The sequence below is a fragment of the Pseudomonas sp. BF-RE-22 genome (genome assembly GCF_019956155.1).
GTDB classification, from domain to species: domain Bacteria; phylum Pseudomonadota; class Gammaproteobacteria; order Pseudomonadales; family Pseudomonadaceae; genus Aquipseudomonas; species Aquipseudomonas migulae.
The window spans coordinates 33,569-52,969 of record NZ_JAHBDD010000029.1; the positions used below are offsets into that span (position 1 = coordinate 33,569).

The following is a 19,401-nucleotide window of genomic DNA, read 5'->3' on the forward strand; positions in this document are numbered from 1 at the left end:
TGTGGCGTCGGTTGCCACACCCGTTTTTTTTCGCCTGGAGAAAACCTTTGATGAAGATTGTTTCTCGCGATCAGTGGTTCGAGGTCAAGCAACTCAGCGACGGCATCCGTCTGATTCACGAGCCTTACATCCGTCCCTTCTACCGCTGCAACCTCTGGCACATTCAGGGCCGTGACAAGGACCTGCTGCTGGACAGCGGCTCCGGTTTGGTGAGCCTGCGCGAGCAACTGCCGTGGATCACCGAACGGCCATTGGTGGCGGTGGCCAGTCATTGCCATTTCGACCACATCGCCGGCCATCACGAATTTGCCGAACGCCTGGTGCATCCGGCCGAGGCCGACATCCTGGCGGCACCTGACGGCGAAAACGATTTGAGCCGGGCATTCGTCGGCGACGATATGTTCGAGGCGCATCCTGATTGCCCGCTGTGCTACGCCGAGTATCGGGTCAAAGCCGCGCCGGCCACGGGAATGATCGAGGAAGGTGACGTGCTGGATCTGGGCAATCGCGTGTTGCAGGTGCTACACACGCCGGGACACTCACCGGGCGGCATCAGCCTGTATGAAGCAGCGACCGAAACCCTGTTCAGCGGCGATATCATCTACGACGGGCCGCTGATCGAAGACGCTTACCATTCCAACCTCGACGACTACGCGCACAGTCTGCAACGCTTACGTGAGTTACCGATCCGCACCGTGCATGGCGGGCATTTCGGCAGTTTTTCCGGGGAACATTTGCGCACGATGATTGATGAGTGGCAGCGCTCGCATGGCTGAAGCCTGCTGTACTCGACACCAGGGAAAACAACAGGCATTTAGCGCCGAGGAAGAGCGGATGCTCAAAATCGCCAGGACGGCGAATGATCTGAGTCGGTTTTTGATGGAGATCGGGCGACACTGATTTCGCCCGATTTTTGAATTTACACCTGCTACGCAGCCGAATGCAGCCGTCGACAGCTGCTACAACACGGCTGCGGTGTTCCAGACCTTGACGTTACCGACGACGCTGCTGGCGTCGACGCTGTTCATCGTCAGTGCGAATAGGCACAGGTTGCAGAGGCGGTTCGATCAAACCGAGTGCGACACCCAGGTCATGCAGCCAGTTTTGAATTTTCTCTTTCATGGTGCCCCCTTCAGGGTAGTGCCGAGCGGCTGAAATTCTGTAGCCCCTTCGCACTGATAATAGTCCGAAGTCCTACGAAATGCTCGGCAAAATCCGCAATGATCTGTTACTGAATTGATCAAAATACCTGACCATTAGCTCAGGCAATCGCCTGGGCCTGGATCGACACCCTGGGTTGACCGGTCACTGCTGGCCAAGGGCTTTGCGCAAACGACGGCGCACCCACTGCTCAGCGCTGACAAACGTAATGCCGAGCAGCACCAGCACGGCACCGATGACAAAGTTGAGACTCAGCGCCTCACCCAGCAACACCACGCCGAACGTGACACCGAACAACGGCGTCATGAACGAAAACACCGCGAGGTTCGCCGCCAGATACCGGCGCAACAGCCAGAACCACGTCAGGTAGCTGAAAAACGAGACCACCAGCCCCTGGAACAGCACGCTGGCCACGGCCACGGTGGTCAGACTGACGTGGGTAACCTGGCCACTCAGCATCGCGATCAGCAGCAGGCCGACGAAACCGACAATCAACTGATAGAACAACGTGAGCGTCACTGGCGCTTCCGACAGGCGCGAGGCCCGCACCACGACCGTGGTCGCCCCCCAGGAGGCACCGGCCAATACGCCCAGCGCATCGCCCATCAACATGCGGTGATCGAGGTTGTCCCAGGACACCCCGCCGGCAAACGCGATGGCAATCCCGACAAACGCCAGAAAAATCCCCAACCATTGCACCGGTCTTAAACGCTCACTCGGCAACAGCCAGTGCACGCCCAACGCGGTGAAGATCGGCGCCGTGTAAAGGAACACCGACATGTGTGCGGCCGTGGTCAGCTGCAAGCCTTCGGAAATGAAGAAAAATTCCAGTCCAAACAGCGCGCCGGCCAATAATCCACCGCGCCACGTATGGCTGACCTGATCCCAACCGCCCTTCCAGCAGATCAGCAATCCTACAAGCAACGCAGAAATGCCTGACCGACCGGCCGCCTGCATGACTGGCGCGATGTCCGGCGCCGCCCACTTGATCATGACTTGCTGTACGCCCCAGATCAGGCACAACCCGACCATCACTTGCAGGGCAAACCCATCGGCGCTACGCCGGGTGGCGTTCACCGGAACACCTCGACAATACAATCCATGGCAGTGACTCACAGTAGAAAGCAAAGCCCCGACTCAAGGTCGGGGCAAATATTTATGCTGTCGATTATTAACCAGATGGCCAGAAAAAGTAGCCTGTGGGAGACCTTCAAGTCACCACGGACGCCATCTTGCGCGACGTCACTTCAGTTCAATGCGATCGGCATGAATGACGATCTGGCCATTCTTGTACAACGCGCCGATGGCCTTCTTGAAGTTGCCCTTGCTGACACCGAACATGCTGGTGATCACCGCCGGATCGCTCTTGTCGCTCACCGGCAGCGCGCCGTTGTTGTCGCGCAACTTGGCGAGGATCTTCGAGTTCAGGCTGGTGGCGGCTTCTTCGCCCACTGGTTGCAGGCTCAGGCTGATCTTGCCGTCGGCACGGACTTCTTTGATAAAGCCCTTCTCTTCTTTACCGGCGCGCATGAACTTGAAGATTTCGTTCTTGTGGATCAAGCCCCAGTGCTTGTTGTTGATGATTGCCTTGAAGCCCATATCGGTGGCTTCGGCAACCAGCAGATCAACTTCCTGGCCAGGGGTGTAGTTGGCCGGGGTCTTGTCCAGGTAACGGTCCAGACGCGCGGTCGCGGTGATGCGACGGGTGTGCTTGTCGAGGTAGACATGCACCACGACATATTCGCCCGCGGTCATCTGACGCTTTTCTTCGGAAAACGGCAGCAACAGATCCTTCGGCAAGCCCCAATCCAGGAAGACGCCGATGCTGTTGACTTCAACGACTTTCAAACTGGCGAATTCACCGACCTGAACTTTCGGCTTTTCGGTAGTTGCGATGAGTTTGTCATCGCTGTCCAGATAAATAAAAACGTTGAGCCAGTCTTCATCTTCGCTGGGAATATCTTTGGGAATATAACGATTAGGCAGAAGGATTTCGCCGTCCGCACCACCGTCCAGATATAAACCGAAGTTAGTGTGTTTAACCACTTGCAAACTGTTGTAACGCCCGACTAAAGCCATTTCCAATACCCTCATTGCGTGGGCGGCATTCTACCCGTTTTTGCAGGCCGCGTTCGGCGCCCGGCCCGGTGGCGCGAGAAAATCCTCTGGGGGCCTTAATTTTCCTGGGGTTTGACAGGCGGGTCTGGCCGCTCGTCAGGCCGACCTGTCGATTCATCGCCCTTCCAGCCAGGTAAAAATCCATTCTTCCCTACCGATGTTCTTATTTAAAACAGCAGCTTAGGGACATAACTCGAATAATAACTTGCGATTAATGGCGCTTTTGTGATGTGTATTTCAGGGGGATATTTGCCAAGCAATTGTCAAGTATTTCCTGTACGATGCGTGGCCAAGTTAATTTTCTACAGGTTAATGGCCGCCATGCGCGTAAAAGCATCCACCAGCAAAGCAAAGCCAGCTCCAGCCGTTGAAACCAGCGAATCGATCAACAATCAGATTGCTGCGTTCCTCAAATCCGGCGGCGAGATCCAGCAAATTGCCAAAGGCGTCAGCGGCCAGACGTTCGGCCCGTCCAAGCAGATTACCTTGGGCAAAAAATAACACCCGCGTTACCTGGTCCCTAAGCGCTTTGAGCTTCGAAGCGCTTGGACTGGAACCCTCCCCGCAACACCCCGCCAAACCCCATCAATATTTCAAAAATCGACGAACGGCCCTCGATGCCGAGCATTCGCCGGTAGCTCCGCCTATTCCGGGCACAACCGTCAGTGCAATGGCCTGGTCACCTTCAAGGCTGAACGCGCGTTTTATTGATTGGCTGAACTGGCAGGCTCATCCTGCGATCACATGAGAACCTACGCTTTCGCAAGGACTCGCCCATGTCGCGCTGGTTGAAGTGTCTCGCTGTCGTCATCACTCTCAGTCTTGCCCTCGGTGCCTGCAGCCGCATGGGCCTGGCCTATCGCAACCTCGATGTGATCATCCCGTGGACGCTCAGCGATTACCTGGACATGAACGGCGAGCAGAAAGGCTGGTTCAACGAGCGCCTCAAGGAACACCTGAGCTGGCACTGCACCACGCAACTGCCAGGCTATCTCGACTGGCTGGACCGTTTGCAGGTGATGGTCGAAACCAATCAGGTCACCGACGCCGCGCTGCAATCCCGCACCCAGGAAGCCAAACAAGCCATCGCCCAGACCGCCCGGGAAATCACCCCGTCGGCCATCGAGCTGTTGCAGGGGCTGGACGACAAACAAGTCGCGGAAATGAACGAAGCCTTTGCCAAAGACCAGCGCAAACGCCAGCAGGACTACGTAAAACCGTCGCTCGTTCAACAGATCAAGGAACGTAGTCAGCGCATGGAAAAACGTCTGGATGGCTGGATCGGACCGCTGAGCCCGCCCCAACAACAACGGGTCGTTGACTGGTCAAATGCGTTGGGCGACCAGAACACGCAATGGATTGCCAACCGCGTGCATTGGCAGAAACAGTTCAGCGCGGCGGTTGCGCAGCGTCAGAGTCCTGGATTCCCACAGCGCATCGAGACGCTTCTGGTGAATCGCGAGAGCTTATGGACAGCCGATTACCGCAAGGCCTACGCCAACACCGAAGCACAGGCACGAAGCCTGTTTGTGGATTTGATGGCCGAAAGCACACCGGCTCAACGCCAGCGGCTGCTGAAAAAAATCGAAGGGGTACGCAAAGACTTCAACGACTTGAAGTGCCTTAAGGCAGCACAACAGAGCTAAGAACAACACAAAAACAATGTGGGAGCGAGCCTGCTCGCGATGGCGGTGTTTCAGACAACATCGATGTCGACTGACACACCGCCATCGCGAGCAGGCTCGCTCCCACATTGGTAATCGAAGTTCTTCAGGCAATCTGCGCGTGGGACGCCACCTCATCAAACGTCACCTCATCCAGCGCATCGTCCTGCTCATCCAGCACCTGCCGCGGATGATCATTGCCCGGAATGCTGCTGTCGATCAGGCTCAACAACCTTGAACCCCGCATCGTCAGCCTGTAATTCGAACCGGTTCCACCCTGCTCTTCAGGCCTAGGCTCGATGTAGCCACGCGCCAACAGTAACTTTTCATACTCGCCGGCCACCGCTTTCAGGTGATCCAGGTTCTCAGGCTCTTCGCCCTCCGTGGCTTTCTCCGCCGCGTACTGCTCGGCATAGGGCCGTGGCGTGAAGCTGGGTGCTGCGTTCTGCACTTCGTGCAGCAGGCGTTCAATCAAATCCCAGTTATAAGTCGTCATCCTGTCCAACCTCCAAAACCTGTGAGTGTGATGGCCTTCATAGCTTGTGACCGACAGCGCTCGCCGCCGTTCAGCGCAGTTCTTTAACGGCGCTGACCGGCGGTATGTCGAATTTGGCATAGGTCAAACGACAAGGTTATGTCAGTCACCGCCCAGCATTGCGCAGGAGAAAACCCGATGAACGTTCAGAACCATCCGGTCGTGTCGCGAGAAGAATGGCTCGCCGCCCGCAAACAACACCTGGCCCACGAAAAAGCCTTCACCCGGGAACGGGACAAACTCAGCGCCGAACGCCGCGCCCTGCCTTGGGTGAAAATCAGCAAGGACTATCACTTCCAGGGCCCCAATGGTGAATTGAAGCTGGCCGACCTGTTCGGCGGTCGCAGCCAACTGGTCATCTACCACTTCATGTTTGCCGACGGTTGGGACGAAGGCTGCCCCGGTTGCTCATTCCTGTCCGACCACATCGACGGCGCCAACCAGCACCTGGCGCATCACGACGTGGCGGTGGTGGCGGTTTCCCACGCACCCTTCGCCGAATTCCAGGCGTTCAAGCAACGCATGGGCTGGAAATTCGATTGGGTGTCGTCAGAAGGTTGCGACTTTAACTATGACTTTGGCGTCTCGGCCCGAGCTGAAGATGTTGCTGCTGGAAAGGCCACCTACAACTACGAAAAAACTGACGGCGCCGAAGAAGAACTCCCAGGCCTCAGCGTGTTTTATCGCAACGAAGCAGGCGAGATTTTTCACACCTATTCAACTTATGCCCGTGGCCTGGACATGCTGGTCGGCGCCTATAACTACCTCGACCTGACGCCCAAGGGGCGCAACGAAGAGCAGATCATGGAATGGGTACGGCATCACGACAGGTATGAAGACAAGGTGAGTTCGAGCTGCTGCCATGGGGGGTAGACCACACCTTCGCGAACCAGCTTGCTCCCTCAGCGGTCAGGACCGGACACAATGTCCGTGAACACCGCAACTCCTGTAGGAGCAAGCTTGCTCGCGATGCTTACTTACAATCAACGCCGATGCAACTGACACACCGCTATCGCCAGCGATTGGCTTTCAGCTTGTCACTCGAACAAAAGAAGCCGATACGCTGAACTTTCCCCTGATCTCAACCCTCAACCGGATAACCCGCCTTAACCGGAACTGAGGCCCGCCATATGAAAACCCTGCTGAAACTCACCCTCGCCGCCACCCTCGCGTGCGCCCTGCCCGTTTGGGCCTGCACACCCGAGGAAGCCACCACCAAACGCGAACAACTGGCCAAGGAAGTGGCCAAACTCACCGAGCAGAATCCGAAGAAGGCCAAGGAGATCAACGACGAGTTGCAGAAAATGGATTTGGGCACGGCCAGCGCGGATCTGCCGGACAAGTGCCAGTTGATCGATCAGCGCATGAAGGAGTTGGAAACAGCGGATAAAAAAGCTGAGAGCTAACCTTGTAGGAGCCAGCTTGCTGGCGATGGCTGCACCGCGGTGTATCTGTTAGATCGCATCGCCGGCAAGCCGGCTCCTACAGGGGATCGCGCTATAAAAAAAACCGGACATTTGTCCGGTTTTTTATGGGATCGCTACGGCGCTTTATTCAGCAGCCGGCGCTTCCGGCTTGCGGCGCTTGAGCGGGGCCATGCCGTCCTTGCTGACCAGCGACAGGGCGTCGGTCTTCGGGCGGTTGGCGATTTTGCGCTTGGTCGGTGCCTTGGCGCCGGTTTTCTTCTTCTCGCCCTTGGCGTCGACCTTTTTCTTCTTCACGCCAACCGCTTTGCCCGAGGCCTTGACCTTTTTCGGTCCGCCGTAGGTGCCTTTGACTTCCTTGATGGTGCGGCGCTCGAAGCTCTGCTTGAGGTAGCGCTCGATACTCGACATCAGGTTCCAGTCGCCGTGGCAGATCAGCGAGATGGCCAGACCATCGTTGCCGGCACGACCGGTACGACCGATGCGGTGAACGTATTCGTCGCCGCTGCGCGGCATGTCGAAGTTGATCACCAGGTCCAGGCCGTCAACGTCCAGGCCGCGAGCGGCAACGTCGGTGGCCACGAGGATTTTCACGCCGCCTTGCTTCAGGCGATCGATCGCCAGCTTGCGGTCTTTCTGGTCCTTGTCACCGTGCAGGACGAACGCTTTGTATTCCTGCGCCACCAGGCGGCCGTAGATACGGTCGGCCATGGCCCGGGTGTTGGTGAACACGATGGCCTTCTGATAGGTCTCGTTGGCCAGCAGCCAGTTCACGATCTGCTCTTTGTGCTGGTTGTGGTCAGCGGTGATGATCTGCTGACGAGTGGTCGCATTCAGATCGCTGACGTTGTTCAGCTGCAGGTGTTCCGGGTTGTTCAGAACCTTGGCAACCATCTCGCGCAGGCCCGAACCGCCAGTGGTGGCGGAGAACAGCATGGTCTGCTGGCGGTTGGTGCACTCGTCCACCAGACGCTGCACGTCTTCGGCAAAGCCCATGTCGAGCATGCGGTCGGCTTCGTCGAGCACCAGTACTTCGACTTCTTTCAGGTCGAGGTTGCCGGCGTTCAGTTGCTCGATCATCCGGCCCGGCGTACCGATCAGGATGTCCGGCACCTTGCGCAGCATGGCGGCCTGGACCTTGAAGTCTTCACCGCCGGTGATCAGGCCGGACTTGATGAAGGTGAATTGCGCAAAGCGCTCGACTTCCTTGATGGTCTGCTGGGCCAGCTCGCGAGTCGGCAGCAGGATCAGGGTCTTGATGCTGACGCGGATTTTCGCCGGGCCGATCAGACGGTTGAGGATCGGCAAAACGAAAGCAGCGGTTTTGCCGCTACCGGTTTGCGCTGTCACCCGCAGGTCACGCCCTTGGAGCGCCAGCGGAATAGCCGCTGCTTGCACAGGCGTTGGCTCGACAAATTTAAGCTCGGCCACGGCTTTGAGCAGGCGTTCGTGCAGGGCGAATTGGGAAAACACGGGTGCTACCTCGAAGAAATACAAAAAAACAGCTGCATAGGGTAACGGTTTCGAGCGCGAAGGCCGAGTTTCTTTATGCAATCGACCGTAAACAGTGGCTTTTTTGTTGCCTCTTTTGTCCTTAAACGTCATGCAAAGCGTCTTAAATGCTCTAATCGGTCCGACACGGACAATAGAAGAAACGGTTTTACCCATGGATATCAAACAGCTCTGGCTCAACGTCCAAGACATCTGGGGTGCTCTCGATCAGCATCCGCTCCTGCATTCCGGCCTCGGGCTGCTTCTGTTGCTGGTGGTGGCGCTGACCCTCGGACGAGTGGCGCGTTACCTGATCCTGCACGCGACCAAAATGCTCGGCCGCCAACCGGCGTTGCACTGGGTCAACGACTTTCGCCAGAACAAGGTGTTTCATCGCCTGGCGCAGATGACGCCGTCGCTGGTGATCCAGTTCGGCCTGCACCTGGTGCCGGAGCTGGGCAAAACCAGCCTGATTTTCCTCGGCAACGTCGCACTGGCCTTCACCATTCTGTTCCTGGTGCTGGCGATCAGCGCCCTGCTCAATGCGTTGCTGGACATCTACGCCCGCACCGAACATGCCCGCACCCGCTCGATCAAAGGCTACGTGCAACTGGCGAAAATGGTGTTGTACGTATTTGGCGCGATCATCATCGTCGCCACGTTGATCGACCGTTCGCCGCTGTTGCTGCTGTCGGGTCTGGGCGCCATGTCGGCGGTGATTCTGTTGGTCTACAAAGACACCCTGTTGTCGTTTGTCGCCAGCGTGCAGTTGACCAGCAACGACATGCTGCGGGTCGGCGACTGGATCGAGATGCCGCAAGTCGGCGCCGATGGCGATGTGGTGGACATCACGCTGCACACGGTCAAGGTGCAGAACTTCGACAAGACCATCGTTTCGATTCCGACCTGGCGCCTGATGTCCGAGTCGTTCAAGAACTGGCGCGGCATGCAGCAGTCCGGTGGACGACGGATCAAGCGCAGCCTGTTCATCGACGCCAGCGGCGTGCGATTCATCCGTGATGACGAAGAGCAAAAGCTGTCCCAGGTGCACCTGCTGACCGACTACATCAGCCGCAAGCAGGCTGAACTCAAGGCCTGGAACGAGGCTCAGGGCAACGTCGCGGCAATGTCGGCCAACCGTCGGCGGATGACCAACATCGGGACCTTCCGCGCCTATGCGCTGGCGTATTTGAAAAGCCATCCAGAGGTTCAGCCGAACATGACCTGCATGGTGCGGCAGATGCAGACCACGGCGCAGGGGATTCCGCTGGAAATCTATTGCTTCACCCGCACCACGGCGTGGGCGGATTACGAGCGGATTCAGGGGGATATTTTCGATTATCTGCTGGCGGTGCTGCCGGAGTTTGGCTTGAGCCTTTATCAGCAGCCGAGTGGCGGGGATCTGCGGGCCGGGTTGCTCCCGGCGATGCTTGGCGCAAGCCACATCCCCGAACCCGAAAAACACATCATGTAACCCCCAAACCCTTGTAGGAGCGAGGCTTGCCCGCGAAGGCGGTGTGTCAGTCAACATTAATGTCGATAGACACACCGCCTTCGCGGGCAAGCCTCGCTCCTACAAGGGTAACGGTGTTATTTGACCTGACGCTGCGGCGCCTTGTGCACCATGGTGTAGGCGTAATCCACACCCATGCCATACGCGCCGCTGTGTTCCAGCACCAGCTCCATCACCGCCTCGTAAGTGTCTTTGTGTGCCCAGTCACGCTGGTATTCCAGCAGCACTTGTTGCCAGGTGACCGGCACCGCGCCTGCCTGAATCATCCGCTGCACCGACATGTCGTGAGCTTCTTTGGTGGTGCCGCCAGACGCGTCGGTCACGATGTACACCTCGTAGCCTTCAGCCAGGGCTTCCAGCGCCGGGAAGGTCAGGCAGACTTCAGTCCAGAGCGCAGCGATGATCAGCTTCTTGCGGCCAGTGGCTTTCACCGCGTCAACCAGCGCCTTGTCTTCCCAGGAGTTCATCGAGGTGCGCTCGATCGGCTTCTGCTCTGGGTGAACAGCCAGCAACTCCGGCCAGATGAAGCCGCTGAAGCTTTCGGTTTCCACCGAGGTGTAGATCGTCGGCACGTTGAAGATCTTGGCGGCCTTGGCCAGGCCGACGGTGTTGTTCTTCAGGGTCTGACGGTCGATCGACTGCACGCCGAAAGCCATTTGCGGCTGGTGGTCAATCAGGATCAGAGCGGAGTTGGTTGGGTTGAGCAGTTCACGAATAGACATGGCGCGTTCCTTTTGATGTCGATAGTTCAAATCAGTAATGGGTTAGTCGACGTGGCTTCCAGAGGCTTTGTCGTCGGCTTGGATGTCACTTTAGGGGCTAGCAAGGAAAGGGACAATTACCTAAAATCGAGAATCATTGATTCTAAAATAGGGACAATCATGGATCGCATCGAATGCATGCGCGCGTTCGTCGTCACGGTCGGCGAGAACGGCTTTGCCGCCGCTGCACGGGCAATGGATGTGCCGCGATCAAAAGTCAGCAAACAGATTCAGGCGCTGGAGGAAGCCATCGGCGTGCAACTGCTGCAGCGCACCACGCGCAGCCTGCACCTGACCGAGGCTGGCGCGGAGTATTTCGACGCGGCGCGGGAAGTACTGGCCTCGCTGGACGAGGCCGAACAGCGTGCCCGTAACGGCATCGGCGAGTTACGCGGGGTGCTGCGGGTCAATGCGCCGATGTCCTTCGGGTTGCGCCGGCTGGGGCCGCTGATTCCGCTGTTTCATGAACAACACCCGAACATAGAGCTGCAACTGGTGCTCAGCGATCAGCAGGTTGACCCGGTTCGCGGTGGTTTCGACGTGACCATCCGCATCGCCAGCATGCCGGACTCGACGATGATTGCCCGGCAACTGGCGCCGGCCCCGCGAATCATGGTCGCCTCACCTGCGTATCTCGAACGCGCAGGCACTCCGCAGACGCCGCAGGATCTGCGCGCCCATCAATGTTTGAACTACGGGTATTTGCAAAGTGGCGTGAGTTTGCAGCTGTGCAACGGCAAGGAAACCCAACGGGTCAACGTCACGGGCCCGCTGCACGCCAACAATGGCGACTTGCTCGCCCAGGCTGCCGAGGCCGGCATGGGCATCGCGCTGTTGCCCAATTTCATTGTCGAGGATGCGCTGGCGGCTGGCCGGTTGGTGCCGGTGATGTGTGAATGGCAGGCGCCTGCGATCACGATTAACGCGGTCTATCCATCGGCACGCCGGGTGCCGCAGAAGACCCGGACGTTCATCGAATTTCTGGTGGCGCAACTGGCAGAGAAATAACACATCCCTTGTAGGAGCGAGGCTTGCCCGCGAAGGCAGAGTGTCAGTCAACATACCTGTTGCCTGTCACACCGCGATCGCCGGCAAGCCGGCTCCTACAGGAGTCAGGTGATTGCCAACGACTTTCGTACACCCAACCGGCTGATCCACACCGCCATCAAAATCACCGATCCGCCAAAGAACAACCGCCCCAGCTCTTCATGCTGATTCCAGATCAGCAGATTGATCAGCAACCCCACCGGCACATGCAGGTTGTTCATCACCGCCAGCGTCCCGCCATTCACCAGGCACGCGCCCTTGTTCCACCAGTACAACCCCAGCGCGGTCGAGACCAGGCCGAGGAACACCAGCACGCCCCATTGCAGCGGTGCTTCGGGCAGGAAGTTCTGTTTACCGAACAACAGAAACGCCGGTAACGCCACCGCCAATGCGCCGAGATAGAAATAACCGAAGCGCCGGTAATGCGGCAGATCGCTTGGATGACGCGCCACCAGATGCTTATAAAGCACCTGCCCGGCAGCGTAGGTGAAGTTGGCCAGTTGCAGCAGCAGGAACCCCATGAAGAAATCCGGGTTGATCCGGTCGTAGCGAATCACCGCCGCGCCGAGCACCGCCACCAGCGCCGCGACCAAGGCCCAAGGATTGAAGCGTCGGTTCAGCGCGTCTTCGATCAGCGTCACATGCAGCGGTGTGAGGATGGTGAACAGCAACACTTCCGGCACCGTCAGCACCCGGAAGCTCAGGTACAGGCAGACGTAAGTCACGCCGAACTGCAACGCACCGATCAGCAGCATGCCGCGCATGAACGCAGGCTCCACCGAGCGCCAGCGCGTCAACGGAATAAACACCAGCCCCGCCAGCAGCACGCGCACCAGCACCGCGAAGTAACTGTCGACATGACCGGCCAGGTATTCGCCGATCAGACTGAAGGAAAACGCCTGGATCAGCGTGACAAAAAGTAGATAGCCCATGCTCGCCTCGTTTTGAATGGCGGCGACGATAGCGGGTTTTGCCGACGATCGCGAGACACGCAGGCCCCTGTAGGAGCGAAGCTTGCTCGCGAAGACGGTGTGTCAGCCGCTATCTCTGTTGACTGTGACACCGTCTTCGCGAGCAAGCTTCGCTCCTACAGGTTTGTGGCAAACCACTAAATCGCAGGCAAAAAAAAGCCCGATCTCGCTAAAGCGTTCAATCGGGCTACAGCACTCAGGAGCAACAAGTGCAAAGGGAGGTCGATGCGCGTACAGGCTTGAAGGGTTGCGCCAGGTCACTAGACCATCCAGCGATTATCTGGCGATTAAAGCCTCAGGCCACTTGGGAAAGCTTGGCGTTGGCCTGGTTCAGGCCCTTCTCCTGGAAGTCACCGCCCAGGTTCATGCCTTCGGCGTGAATGAAGGTCACATCGTGGATTCCGATGAAACCCATGACCTGACGCAGGTACGGTTCCTGATGATCCGCTGTGCTGCCGGCGTAGATCCCGCCGCGAGCGGTCAGCACGTAAGCGCGTTTGCCGCTGAGCAGGCCTTGCGGGCCAGTGTCGGTGTATTTGAAGGTCACACCGGCTCGCAGCACGTGGTCGAGCCAGGCTTTCAGCGTGCTGGGGATCGCGAAGTTGTACATCGGTGCGGCCATGACCAATACGTCGGCGGCCAGCAATTCATCGGTCAACTGATTGGAGCGCTCCAGGGAAGCCTGTTCGATGTCATTGCGCTGCTCGGCGGGTTTCATCCAGCCGCCCAGCAGGTTGATATCCAGGTGCGGCACCGGATTGACAGCCAGGTCACGTACGGTGATCTGGTCGTTCGGGTGAGCGGTTTTCCACTGGTTGATGAAGGTCTGGGTCAGTTGACGCGAAACAGAGTCTTGCTGACGGGCGCTGCTTTCGATGATCAGAACGCGGGACATGGGATGTAGCCTCCATCTGAGAATGCTGTAAGTCGATGGAGTGAAGGTTAAACAGAGTCATATCGATGAAAAAGCGCAAATAACTGCTATAACCCATCAATAAATTCGTTTATAAGCTGAGCATGACCTGTAGGAGCGAGCGGTGCGGCGATCCGACTTGCCCGCGAAGGGGCCGTGTCATTCAACATTGATGTCGACTGGTACATCGCCTTCGCGGGCAAGTCGGATCGCCGCATCGCTCGCTCCTACAAGGGGGTTGGTGTTATTTCGGGGTGCAGGTCAGGTTGATGCGCATCTTGATGATGGTCCGGTTGAACTTGGCAGTGGCATTTTTGTGCTTGCCGGCAGCCACTTCGATATTGCGGGTGCGCGGTGCTTCCGGACCGTTATTGAAAACCACCTTACAGACTGCATCGGTGCTGCCGAAGTTGTTGACCTGAATGGAGGCGATGTCGGTATCCGTGTCATACGCGTTGTAGTCGATGTCCATGCCGTTCAGCTGTTTTTGTACGTCGATCGGGTAGGCAAACGCAGTCAACGGCAACATCGCCAGCACCACACAACAGAATTTTTTCATTCGGCAGTCTCCAATAAGGACCGCCAGCTTAGGACAAGAGGAGCTCAAGATGAAAGCGCCCCGCGTGACCCTTGATCAATGGCGAACGTTACAGGCCGTGGTCGACCACGGCGGTTTCGCCCAGGCCGCCGAAGCGCTGCACCGCTCGCAATCGTCGGTCAGCTACACCGTGGCGCGCATGCAGGATCAACTCGGCGTGCCATTGCTGCGCATCGACGGCCGCAAGGCGGTGCTGACCGAGGCCGGCGGCGTCTTGCTGCGTCGCTCGCGGCAACTGGTGAAACAGGCCAGCCAACTGGAAGACCTGGCGCATCACATGGAACAAGGCTGGGAAGCGGAAGTGCGTTTGGTGGTCGACGCCGCCTACCCCAGCGCCCGCCTCGTCCGCGCCTTGACCGCGTTCATGCCGCAAAGCCGTGGCTGCCGCGTGCGTCTGCGCGAAGAAGTATTGTCGGGCGTGGAAGAAGTCCTGCTGGAAGGCGTGGCCGACCTGGCGATCACCGGCTTTAGTATTCCCGGCTATTTGGGTGCGGAATTGAGCGACGTCGAATTCGTCGCCGTCGCCCACCCCGAGCACGCCCTGCATCGATTGAACCGTGAACTGAATTTCCAGGACCTGGAAAGCCAGATGCAGGTGGTGATCCGCGACTCCGGCCGTCAACAGCCACGCGACGTCGGCTGGCTCGGCGCCGAACAACGCTGGACCGTCGGCAGCCTGGCCACCGCCGCGACGTTTGTCAGCAGCGGCCTGGGGTTTGCCTGGTTGCCGCGGCACATGATCGAACGCGAACTGAAGGAAGGGACGCTCAAGCTGCTACCGTTGGATCAGGGCGGTAGCCGGAACCCGAGTTTCTACCTGTATTCAAACAAGGAAAAACCCTTGGGCCCGGCCACGCAAATCCTCATCGAACTGCTGCGCACCTTTGACACCGCGCCGCTGGATGCGCCCTTCGCTGCCCCAGAACAAGCCTGACACGGAGTGATCGCATGGCCTATTTCGAACACGAAGGTTGCAACCTGCACTATGAGGAATATGGCCACGGCACGCCGTTGCTGCTGGTTCACGGGCTCGGTTCCAGCACCCTGGACTGGGAAAAACAGATTCCGGCATTGGCCGCCCGCTACCGGGTGATCGTCCCGGATGTGCGCGGCCACGGTCGCTCCGACAAACCCCGCGAGCGCTACAGCATCGCCGGGTTCAGCGCCGACCTGATCGCCCTGATCGAACATCTGAACCTCGGCCCGACACATTATGTGGGACTTTCGATGGGCGGCATGATCGGCTTCCAACTGGCGGTGGATCAGCCGCAATTGCTCAAGAGCCTGTGCATCGTCAACAGCGCGCCCGAGGTCAAATTGCGCAGCCGCGACGATTACTGGCAATGGTTCAAGCGCTGGAGCCTGATGCGTGCGCTTAGCCTGGGCACCATCGGTAAGGCCCTTGGTGGCAAACTGTTCCCCAAGCCGGAACAGGCCGAATTGCGTCAAAAGATGGCCGAACGCTGGGCAAAAAACGACAAACATGCTTATCTCGCCAGCTTCGACGCGATTGTTGGTTGGGGGGTTCAGGAACGACTTTCCAGGGTGTCCTGTCCAACCCTCATTGTCAGCGCCGACCGGGACTACACGCCGGTAGCGTTGAAAGAGAACTATGTAAAACTGCTGCCCGATGCGCGGCTGGTGGTGATCGCCGATTCGCGTCACGCCACCCCGCTGGATCAACCCGAACGCTTCAACCAAACCCTGCTCGAGTTTCTCACCGCAGTCGACACCACCACACTCAGGATCACTGACCCATGCTGAAAAAAATCGCCCTCGTCGCTGGCACCGTTCTGTTTGCCGCCAACCTGATGGCCGCTACGCCCGCCAAGGCCCCACACGTTCTGCTGGAAACCACCAACGGCCAGATCGAAATCGAACTGGACCCGGTCAAGGCGCCGATCAGTACCAAGAACTTCCTTGAGTACGTCGACAGCGGCTTCTACAACAACACGATTTTCCACCGTGTGATCCCGGGCTTCATGGCCCAGGGCGGCGGTTTCACTGCGCAGATGGCGCAAAAAGACACCAAGGCACCGATCAAGAACGAAGCCAGCAACGGCCTGCATAACGTGCGCGGCACCTTGTCGATGGCGCGTACGTCGAACCCGGATTCGGCCACCAGCCAGTTCTTCATCAACGTTGCCGACAATGCGTTCCTCGACCCGGGTCGCGACGCCGGTTATGCGGTGTTCGCCAAAGTGGTCAAGGGCATGGACGTGGTGGACATCATCGTCAATTCGCAAACCACCACCAAACAAGGCATGCAGAACGTGCCTATCGACCCGGTGCTGATCAAGTCGGCCAAGCGCATCGACTAAGATCCACAGGCACAGGGATGTTGAGCGGCCGCCGGCATTCGGCGCCGCTCATAGTGTTTAAAGGAGAGCCCGCACGCGGGCGGAGAACTGATGCTTTATCGCCGTTTTGAACAATTGATTGACGTGTTCCGTGACGCCCCGACGGCGGCTCCGCCCGACCGTGTTTTCCCCTTCTATACCTATTACCTGAAGCAGGTCTGGCCGAGTTTCGCCGCCCTGCTGACCGTCGGCCTGTTCGGTGCATTGATCGAAGTGGCGCTGTTCAGCTACCTGAGCCGCATCATCGACCTGGCCCAAGGCACGCCGAACGTCAATTTCTTCAAGGAACACGGCATCGAACTGGCCTGGATGGCCGTCGTGGCGCTGATCCTGCGCCCGGTGTTCGTAGGCCTGCATGACTTGCTGGTGCACCAGACCCTGAGCCCCAGCATGACCAGCATGATCCGCTGGCAGAACCACAGTTACGTGCTCAAGCAGAGCCTGAATTTCTTCCAGAACGACTTCGCCGGGCGCATCGCCCAACGCATCATGCAGACCGGCAACTCGCTGCGCGATTCCGCCGTGCAAGCGGTGGACGCGCTGTGGCATGTGCTGATTTACGCGATCAGTTCGCTGGTGCTGTTCGCCGAGGCCGACTGGCGCCTGATGATCCCGTTGTTGACCTGGATCGCCGCCTACATCGGCGCCCTCTACTACTTCGTGCCACGGGTGAAAGAGCGCTCCGTGGTGTCTTCGGATGCGCGTTCCAAGCTCATGGGCCGGATCGTCGACGGCTACACCAACATCACCACGCTGAAGCTGTTCGCCCACACCAACTTCGAGCAGCAATACGCCAAGGAAGCCATCGAAGAACAGACGGTCAAAGCCCAACTGGCTGGCCGCGTGGTCACCAGCATGGACGTGGTCATCACCAGCATGAACGGCTTGCTGATCGTCAGCACCACGGGCCTGGCGCTGTGGCTGTGGACGCAGTCGCTGATCACGGTGGGCGCCATTGCGCTGGCCACCGGCCTGGTGATCCGGATCGTCAACATGTCCGGCTGGATCATGTGGGTGGTTACCGGCATTTTCGAAAACATCGGCATGGTTCAGGACGGTTTGCAGACCATTTCACAACCGGTCAGCGTCACTGATCACGCAGAGGCCAAACCGCTGACCGTCGCCCGGGGCGAAGTGCGCTTCGAGCACGTGGATTTCCACTACGGCAAGAAGAGCGGGATCATTGGCGACCTCAACCTGACGATCAAACCCGGTGAAAAAATCGGCTTGATCGGCCCTTCCGGCGCCGGTAAATCGACCCTGGTCAACCTGCTGCTGCGCCTCTATGACGTGCAGGGCGGGCGGATCCTGATCGACGGCCAGAACATCGCCGAAGTCGGCCAGGAAAGCCTGCGCGAGCGCATCGGCATGATCACCCAGGACACGTCGCTGCTGCACCGCTCGATCCGCGACAATTTGCTCTATGGCAAACCGGACGCCACCGATGCCGAACTCTGGGAAGCGGTGCACAAGGCCCGGGCCGACGAGTTTATCCCGTTGCTCTCGGACGCCGAGGGGCGCACCGGTTTCGATGCGCATGTCGGTGAGCGTGGGGTGAAGCTCTCCGGTGGTCAGCGTCAGCGGATCGCCATCGCCCGCGTGCTGCTCAAGGACGCGCCGATTTTGATCATGGACGAAGCGACTTCGGCGCTGGATTCGGAAGTCGAAGCGGCGATTCAGGAAAGCCTGGAAACCCTGATGCAGGGTAAAACCGTGATTGCCATTGCTCACCGGCTCTCGACCATCGCCCGGATGGACCGGCTGGTGGTGCTTGAGAAAGGCAAGATTGCCGAGACGGGGACCCATGCTGAGTTGCTGGCGCATGGCGGGTTGTATGCGCGGTTGTGGCAGCATCAGACTGGGGGGTTTGTTGGGATCGATTGATTGGGGATTGGGGTTGGGATTGGGGGCATATCCGTTGCTGCGGTAACGGCTGCTATTGGTTTCGCCCTTACGGCGAGTCACTTGGAGAAGCGCCAAGTAACCAAGCGCTCTTGCCCCTTTCGTTCGGTGCCTCGCCTAGGCTCGGCATGCCCTCGCTCCGGTCCTGCTCCGTGGGCCCGCCGCCATCGGCCATCCCTGGCCGGGGGCGGCTAACCCGGCATCCATGCCGGGTTGCCCACTGCGCAGAACCTCCACTCGGCCTCTCGAGGGGGCGTGTACCTCAAAAGCCAGATCAAAAGCTGAAGGCGAGCTAACGCTCGGCCTGATGAGTGGTGGAAATCAAAAGCGTACGTGCCCCCTGTAGGAGCCGGCTTGCCGGCGATGGTGGTGGGTCAGTCGACGTATTTATTGCCTGAAAGGACGCAATCGCCAGCAAGCTGGCTCCTACAAGGGAAATGCATAGGTGTCTGGAGAAATACTATCAACTGTAGGAGCCGGCTTGCTGGCGATAGCGGTGGGTCAGTCGACACATCTATCGCCTGAAAGGACGCCATCGCCAGCAAGCCGGCTCCTACAAGGGAAATGCATAGTTGTCTGGAGAAATACGATCAACTGTAGGAGCCGGCTTGCTGGCGATGGCGGTGGGTCAGTCGACGTATTTATTGCCTGAAAGGACGCGATCGCCAGCAAGCCGGCTCCTACAGGGGTTGGTGTACATATCCGGAATGAGTGAACGCATCAGAGAAGAACAACGCGGACATCAAAAGAGCCAGGTCGGCTTTCAGGCCGCCTCGGCGGCTGTGGCGGTAGTCGCCCCCTCGAGAGGCCGAGTGGAGGTTCTGCGCAGTGGGCAACCCGGCATGGATGCCGGGTTAGCCGCCCCCGGCCATGGATGGCCGATGGCGGCGGGCCCACGGAGCAGGACCGGAGCGAGGGCATGGCGAGCCTTAGCGAGCCACCG

General features: G+C 58.6%; 19 protein-coding genes and 2 pseudogenes. 12 read left to right on the forward strand and 9 right to left on the reverse strand.

The window, feature by feature from the left end:
• Positions 1-50 precede the first annotated feature (50 nt).
• Complete coding sequence (locus KGA82_RS15990) at positions 51-776, forward strand: MBL fold metallo-hydrolase (RefSeq protein WP_223451174.1); 726 nt, start codon at positions 51-53, stop codon at positions 774-776.
• Between the two features lie 34 nt (positions 777-810).
• Positions 811-900 (forward strand): annotated as a pseudogene (locus KGA82_RS15995) (acyl carrier protein); the annotation flags it as partial.
• A 93-nt stretch (positions 901-993) separates the two neighbouring features.
• On the opposite strand, the gene KGA82_RS29340 reads toward KGA82_RS15995, so the two are convergent.
• The 3 genes from KGA82_RS29340 to KGA82_RS16005 all read right to left on the reverse strand — a co-directional run bounded on the left by KGA82_RS29340 (position 994) and on the right by KGA82_RS16005 (position 3,240).
• Positions 994-1,122 (reverse strand): PA1414 family protein, encoded by a 129-nt coding sequence (locus KGA82_RS29340; protein ID WP_007914492.1) that lies wholly within the window; start codon positions 1,120-1,122, stop codon positions 994-996.
• Between the two features lie 183 nt (positions 1,123-1,305).
• A complete protein-coding gene (locus tag KGA82_RS16000) occupies positions 1,306-2,238 on the reverse strand; it encodes a DMT family transporter (protein WP_223451177.1) in 933 nt (310 codons plus the stop codon).
• A gap of 165 nt (positions 2,239-2,403) precedes the next feature.
• Entirely contained in the window at positions 2,404-3,240 is an 837-nt protein-coding gene (locus tag KGA82_RS16005) for a S1 RNA-binding domain-containing protein (protein WP_008034266.1), read from the reverse strand.
• Between the two features lie 351 nt (positions 3,241-3,591).
• Between KGA82_RS16005 and KGA82_RS16010 the strand changes: the two genes are divergently transcribed.
• The gene (locus KGA82_RS16010) at positions 3,592-3,780 is read left to right on the forward strand and encodes a hypothetical protein (RefSeq protein WP_028621608.1); all 189 of its coding nucleotides are present in this window, start codon (positions 3,592-3,594) and stop codon (positions 3,778-3,780) included.
• A gap of 275 nt (positions 3,781-4,055) precedes the next feature.
• Positions 4,056-4,925: a DUF6279 family lipoprotein gene (locus KGA82_RS16015; RefSeq protein WP_223451179.1), complete on the forward strand. Its 870-nt coding sequence runs from the start codon at positions 4,056-4,058 to the stop codon at positions 4,923-4,925.
• A gap of 124 nt (positions 4,926-5,049) precedes the next feature.
• On the opposite strand, the gene KGA82_RS16020 is transcribed toward KGA82_RS16015, so the two are convergent.
• Positions 5,050-5,439: a hypothetical protein gene (locus tag KGA82_RS16020; protein ID WP_008040973.1), complete on the reverse strand. Its 390-nt coding sequence runs from the start codon at positions 5,437-5,439 to the stop codon at positions 5,050-5,052.
• Positions 5,440-5,616: 177 nt separating this feature from the next.
• Between KGA82_RS16020 and KGA82_RS16025 the strand changes: the two genes are divergently transcribed.
• Both KGA82_RS16025 and KGA82_RS16030 read left to right on the forward strand, forming a co-directional pair.
• On the forward strand, positions 5,617-6,351 hold the full coding sequence (locus tag KGA82_RS16025; protein WP_223451181.1) for a DUF899 domain-containing protein: 735 nt from the start codon (positions 5,617-5,619) through the stop codon (positions 6,349-6,351).
• A gap of 257 nt (positions 6,352-6,608) precedes the next feature.
• Positions 6,609-6,884, forward strand: coding sequence for a hypothetical protein (locus KGA82_RS16030; RefSeq protein ID WP_008034277.1), 276 nt, complete (start codon positions 6,609-6,611; stop codon positions 6,882-6,884).
• Positions 6,885-7,028: 144 nt separating this feature from the next.
• On the opposite strand, the gene KGA82_RS16035 is transcribed toward KGA82_RS16030, so the two are convergent.
• Positions 7,029-8,375 (reverse strand): DEAD/DEAH box helicase, encoded by a 1,347-nt coding sequence (locus KGA82_RS16035; RefSeq protein WP_008034278.1) that lies wholly within the window; start codon positions 8,373-8,375, stop codon positions 7,029-7,031.
• Between the two features lie 193 nt (positions 8,376-8,568).
• On the opposite strand from KGA82_RS16035, the gene KGA82_RS16040 reads away from it, so the two are divergent.
• Positions 8,569-9,867 carry a mechanosensitive ion channel family protein gene (locus KGA82_RS16040; RefSeq protein WP_008034280.1) on the forward strand — a complete coding sequence of 433 codons (1,299 nt, stop codon included), beginning with the start codon at positions 8,569-8,571 and terminating at the stop codon, positions 9,865-9,867.
• 116 nt (positions 9,868-9,983) lie between these two features.
• Here KGA82_RS16040 and KGA82_RS16045 read toward each other — a convergent pair whose 3' ends face one another.
• Positions 9,984-10,628: a hydrolase gene (locus tag KGA82_RS16045; RefSeq protein WP_008040938.1), complete on the reverse strand. Its 645-nt coding sequence runs from the start codon at positions 10,626-10,628 to the stop codon at positions 9,984-9,986.
• 159 nt (positions 10,629-10,787) lie between these two features.
• Between KGA82_RS16045 and KGA82_RS16050 the strand changes: the two genes are divergently transcribed.
• A complete protein-coding gene (locus KGA82_RS16050) occupies positions 10,788-11,675 on the forward strand; it encodes a LysR family transcriptional regulator (protein WP_008034284.1) in 888 nt (295 codons plus the stop codon).
• 104 nt (positions 11,676-11,779) lie between these two features.
• Here the strand turns inward: KGA82_RS16050 and KGA82_RS16055 are convergent, their stop codons facing one another.
• The 3 genes from KGA82_RS16055 to KGA82_RS16065 form a co-directional block, all read right to left on the reverse strand.
• Positions 11,780-12,646: a carboxylate/amino acid/amine transporter gene (locus tag KGA82_RS16055; RefSeq protein ID WP_008040940.1), complete on the reverse strand. Its 867-nt coding sequence runs from the start codon at positions 12,644-12,646 to the stop codon at positions 11,780-11,782.
• Between the two features lie 334 nt (positions 12,647-12,980).
• Complete coding sequence (locus tag KGA82_RS16060) at positions 12,981-13,580, reverse strand: FMN-dependent NADH-azoreductase (RefSeq protein WP_207286301.1); 600 nt, start codon at positions 13,578-13,580, stop codon at positions 12,981-12,983.
• Positions 13,581-13,842: 262 nt separating this feature from the next.
• Positions 13,843-14,157 carry a hypothetical protein gene (locus tag KGA82_RS16065; RefSeq protein ID WP_008034289.1) on the reverse strand — a complete coding sequence of 105 codons (315 nt, stop codon included), beginning with the start codon at positions 14,155-14,157 and terminating at the stop codon, positions 13,843-13,845.
• Positions 14,158-14,206: 49 nt separating this feature from the next.
• Here KGA82_RS16065 and KGA82_RS16070 point away from each other — a divergent pair, with 49 nt between their 5' ends.
• The 4 genes and pseudogenes from KGA82_RS16070 to KGA82_RS16085 all read left to right on the forward strand — a co-directional run bounded on the left by KGA82_RS16070 (position 14,207) and on the right by KGA82_RS16085 (position 18,440).
• A complete protein-coding gene (locus tag KGA82_RS16070) occupies positions 14,207-15,130 on the forward strand; it encodes a LysR family transcriptional regulator (protein ID WP_008034291.1) in 924 nt (307 codons plus the stop codon).
• A 14-nt stretch (positions 15,131-15,144) separates the two neighbouring features.
• Positions 15,145-15,950 (forward strand): annotated as a pseudogene (locus KGA82_RS16075) (alpha/beta fold hydrolase).
• A 3-nt stretch (positions 15,951-15,953) separates the two neighbouring features.
• Positions 15,954-16,517: a peptidylprolyl isomerase A gene (locus KGA82_RS16080; protein WP_008040944.1), complete on the forward strand. Its 564-nt coding sequence runs from the start codon at positions 15,954-15,956 to the stop codon at positions 16,515-16,517.
• A gap of 90 nt (positions 16,518-16,607) precedes the next feature.
• The gene (locus KGA82_RS16085; RefSeq protein ID WP_223451184.1) at positions 16,608-18,440 is read left to right on the forward strand and encodes an ABC transporter ATP-binding protein; all 1,833 of its coding nucleotides are present in this window, start codon (positions 16,608-16,610) and stop codon (positions 18,438-18,440) included.
• The last annotated feature ends 961 nt before the right edge of the window (positions 18,441-19,401 follow it).

Coding starts and splice junctions, on each gene's coding strand:
- KGA82_RS15990 (WP_223451174.1), top strand. CDS start 51: ATGAAGATTGTTTCTCGCGATCAGTGGTTCGAGGTCAAGCAACTCAGC.
- KGA82_RS29340 (WP_007914492.1), bottom strand. CDS start 1,122: ATGAAAGAGAAAATTCAAAACTGGCTGCATGACCTGGGTGTCGCACTC.
- KGA82_RS16005 (WP_008034266.1), bottom strand. CDS start 3,240: ATGGCTTTAGTCGGGCGTTACAACAGTTTGCAAGTGGTTAAACACACT.
- KGA82_RS16010 (WP_028621608.1), top strand. CDS start 3,592: ATGGCCGCCATGCGCGTAAAAGCATCCACCAGCAAAGCAAAGCCAGCT.
- KGA82_RS16015 (WP_223451179.1), top strand. CDS start 4,056: ATGTCGCGCTGGTTGAAGTGTCTCGCTGTCGTCATCACTCTCAGTCTT.
- KGA82_RS16020 (WP_008040973.1), bottom strand. CDS start 5,439: ATGACGACTTATAACTGGGATTTGATTGAACGCCTGCTGCACGAAGTG.
- KGA82_RS16025 (WP_223451181.1), top strand. CDS start 5,617: ATGAACGTTCAGAACCATCCGGTCGTGTCGCGAGAAGAATGGCTCGCC.
- KGA82_RS16030 (WP_008034277.1), top strand. CDS start 6,609: ATGAAAACCCTGCTGAAACTCACCCTCGCCGCCACCCTCGCGTGCGCC.
- KGA82_RS16040 (WP_008034280.1), top strand. CDS start 8,569: ATGGATATCAAACAGCTCTGGCTCAACGTCCAAGACATCTGGGGTGCT.
- KGA82_RS16045 (WP_008040938.1), bottom strand. CDS start 10,628: ATGTCTATTCGTGAACTGCTCAACCCAACCAACTCCGCTCTGATCCTG.
- KGA82_RS16050 (WP_008034284.1), top strand. CDS start 10,788: ATGGATCGCATCGAATGCATGCGCGCGTTCGTCGTCACGGTCGGCGAG.
- KGA82_RS16055 (WP_008040940.1), bottom strand. CDS start 12,646: ATGGGCTATCTACTTTTTGTCACGCTGATCCAGGCGTTTTCCTTCAGT.
- KGA82_RS16060 (WP_207286301.1), bottom strand. CDS start 13,580: ATGTCCCGCGTTCTGATCATCGAAAGCAGCGCCCGTCAGCAAGACTCT.
- KGA82_RS16065 (WP_008034289.1), bottom strand. CDS start 14,157: ATGAAAAAATTCTGTTGTGTGGTGCTGGCGATGTTGCCGTTGACTGCG.
- KGA82_RS16070 (WP_008034291.1), top strand. CDS start 14,207: ATGAAAGCGCCCCGCGTGACCCTTGATCAATGGCGAACGTTACAGGCC.
- KGA82_RS16080 (WP_008040944.1), top strand. CDS start 15,954: ATGCTGAAAAAAATCGCCCTCGTCGCTGGCACCGTTCTGTTTGCCGCC.
- KGA82_RS16085 (WP_223451184.1), top strand. CDS start 16,608: ATGCTTTATCGCCGTTTTGAACAATTGATTGACGTGTTCCGTGACGCC.